The sequence below is a fragment of the Aestuariivirga sp. genome (genome assembly GCF_044238155.1).
Taxonomy (GTDB): Bacteria; Pseudomonadota; Alphaproteobacteria; order Rhizobiales; family Aestuariivirgaceae; genus Aestuariivirga.
This window is the reverse complement of record NZ_JBIIDX010000245.1, coordinates 1-2,690: the sequence shown is the minus strand read 5'-3', so window position 1 is coordinate 2,690 and position 2,690 is coordinate 1. Positions and strand designations below refer to the sequence as shown.

Genomic DNA, 2,690 nt, shown 5'->3' with positions numbered 1-2,690 from the left:
TAGTATTTCCACTTTATTCCCGCACTGGCCTGCGAACGGCGCCTAGCGTCGCTCACCTAGATTCACTAGGCATCGCTCCGCTAGGCTTGTTCTCGGCTCAGTACGAAAATAAATTGGAAACACTATAGCATCAGGGGCATAACCATAAAAAGAGGGGTGTGGGGCGGGGGTCAATCTTCCGGCCCTATCAAGGCCAAACGCGTCACCACAAAAACAGACACTCTTCATGAAACCATGGCGGATCAAAACCCGATGTGGGGGCGTTCTGTTGCCCGGTGCCCCCCGACCGCTAGGAAAATCCAAAACAAGCCGCGGTTAGGCAGCCAGTTTCAGGTTCGCCTGAGGTGTAACGTTATCGTTAGCACTTAGAGTTTTGGCCCGATAACAGCGGTACCATACCGAACGAAAGTCATATCTTTATTACGCCCGTCGATCCTGATTCACCCCCGCCGCAAAGTCCCCAAAGTTTTTTTTTAAGGGCTCTGGGGTGGAGGTGCCGGGTTCCGCCCCCGGGTCCGAAACGCCTATGCCATACACCATTTATCGTCATAGTTATGTTGCCATAACCCCCATTATCTACCACTTTTTTCCTGTAAACGCAAGGGGTTTGCGCAGTTGTTCCTGCGGTTTGGTGAAAGCGGGATATAAACTGAGCAACGGATCATCCGAAACGGCATATAATACAGGGTCCTGCGTAAACCCATTGAATTTTGTGGCCATGGTGCAACCATAAGCCCCCAGTTGACCAATTTCGATGTAATCCCCCTCTTGCACATCATCGGGCAGCATAAAGGGGCCCTGCATAACATCCATGGAATCACACGTTGGGCCGTAAAACCGGAACGCATGTTCAGCCCTAGGCACCCGCAAGGACGAGCGATGCAGACGCGTAGGAAACACAAACCCAAGCTGCCCCGCATCAAACAAACTGCCGTAGGTGCCATCGTTGATATACAACGTATCGCCCCGCCGCATATCCACACGCACCAGAACCGATCCGCTTTCGGCCACCAAGGCGCGTCCGGGCTCGGCCAGCAGGGTCATGTTTTCGTGGTTTGGCAGGTGGGAAAAGGCTTCGTGGATGGCATCAAAATACAAATGCAAATCCGGCGGCGTTAACCCGGGATAAATGGACGGAAACCCACCCCCGACATTAAAATACTGCGGGGCGGTGGGCAGATCATCCAACACCGTGCGGCACATGCGAATGGCAATGCGATACGCATCGGGATTCATGCACTGGGATCCCACATGAAAGGATATCCCCACCTCAGCCGCATGCTGGGACACCAACCCAATCAACGCCGGTGCATCATGCAAGGCCACACCGAATTTGTTGGCCAGCGTAATTTCCGAATAACTGTTGGGCATGGCCAGACGAACATGCAGCGAAAGATCCTTGGCATAGCCTGTTTCTTCTAGGATTTTTTTCAGCTCAACCTCAGAATCCAACGAAAAGTGCCGCACGCCAAAATCGTGATAGGCCCTAGCGATGGCATGACGGGGCTTCACAGGATGCATATAAAATAAAGTCGCATCGGGGAATCGGCCAGAGAGATCCTCCGCCTCTGTCAAGGACGCCACATCAAAGGAACGCACCCCTGCCCGATACAAATCGGCCAAGATGACAGGATCGGGGTTGGTCTTTACCGCGTAAAGCAACCGGGCCTGAAAATTGTCGTGAAAATACTGGGTTGCTGCCGCCAAAGCATGGGGGCGATACAAAACCGCAGGATCACAAAGCTGTCGCAAGGACAGGGCTGTAGCAGTTGTCGTGGTGCTCATTTCGCATAAAGACCCCAAAAACGTTGACACAGCGCTTTTCTTGCGTTGCCTTTGCAAACCTCTGTTGGCGCAATCAAAACGAAACCCGTGATACACAAACCACGCCCCGCATGCAAGGTTTTTTTTGAGATTTTTTTGACACACCCTACCCCCCGCACAAAGCCAAGGTTTAGGGCGGGCAACACCCCGCCAAGGATGGATTGTCCATGGGATGGATGTAAATTAGGTCCTTGACAATTCTGGGGCTTCTTTTAAGGTGAGGCCCTTGATTTTCAAAGAGGCTTTTGTGTTATGAAATCTGGCATTCACCCCAAATACCATGAAATTACGGTTGTGATGACCGATGGAACGTCCTTTAAAACCCGCACCACGTGGGGAAAGCCTGGGGATACCATGAATTTGGACATTGACCCCAAAACCCATCCCGCTTGGGTGGGTGGTCAGCGGAAATTAAGCGACGCCGGACAATTGTCCCGCTTTAACAAGCGATTTAAGGGCATGACGTTCCCAGGCGGCGCGGCCTAGGCCTGTTGTTTTGAACAGGCCATGCGTTTGGTTTTAAAATTTGGGGGAACCTCTGTGGCCGATATTGGCCGCATGCGCCATGTCACATCCATCGTGGCCCGCGAAGTCCAAGCCGGCCACCAAGTGGCCATCGTTGTTTCCGCCATGGCCGGCACCACCAACCAACTGGTGCGCTGGGTCGAAGAGGCCAGCCCCATGCACGATCCACGGGAATATGACACGGTGGTGTCAACGGGGGAACAGGTTACGGCTGGATTGATGGCGCTGCTTTTACAAGATCACGGCTTGACGGCGCGGTCTTGGTTGGGGTGGCAAATTCCCATATTGACCTCAGCTTTGCATGCCAAGGCCCGTATTTTGGGGATTGAAGGAAAAGCCCT

The 2,690-nt window shown here is 53.0% G+C and carries 2 protein-coding genes, 1 other RNA gene and 1 pseudogene; 2 read left to right on the top strand and 2 right to left on the bottom strand.

Annotation, left to right across the window (positions count from 1 at the left end; genetic code table 11):
- Positions 1-253 precede the first annotated feature (253 nt).
- Positions 254-606, bottom strand: a transfer-messenger RNA (tmRNA) gene (gene ssrA / locus ACILRN_RS16620).
- Entirely contained in the window at positions 577-1,785 is a 1,209-nt protein-coding gene (locus tag ACILRN_RS16615) for a type III PLP-dependent enzyme (RefSeq protein ID WP_395690072.1), read from the bottom strand. The genes ssrA and ACILRN_RS16615 overlap by 30 nt, the downstream gene beginning before the upstream one ends.
- 291 nt (positions 1,786-2,076) lie before the next feature.
- Between ACILRN_RS16615 and rpmE the strand changes: the two genes are divergently transcribed.
- Together rpmE and ACILRN_RS16605 are read left to right on the top strand one after the other, a co-directional pair.
- Positions 2,077-2,310 carry a 50S ribosomal protein L31 gene (gene rpmE / locus ACILRN_RS16610; protein ID WP_395690071.1) on the top strand — a complete coding sequence of 78 codons (234 nt, stop codon included), beginning with the start codon at positions 2,077-2,079 and terminating at the stop codon, positions 2,308-2,310.
- A 21-nt stretch (positions 2,311-2,331) separates the two neighbouring features.
- A pseudogene (locus tag ACILRN_RS16605) lies at positions 2,332-2,690 on the top strand (aspartate kinase); the annotation flags it as partial.

Coding starts and splice junctions, on each gene's coding strand:
- ACILRN_RS16615 (WP_395690072.1), bottom strand. CDS start 1,785: ATGAGCACCACGACAACTGCTACAGCCCTGTCCTTGCGACAGCTTTGT.
- rpmE (WP_395690071.1), top strand. CDS start 2,077: ATGAAATCTGGCATTCACCCCAAATACCATGAAATTACGGTTGTGATG.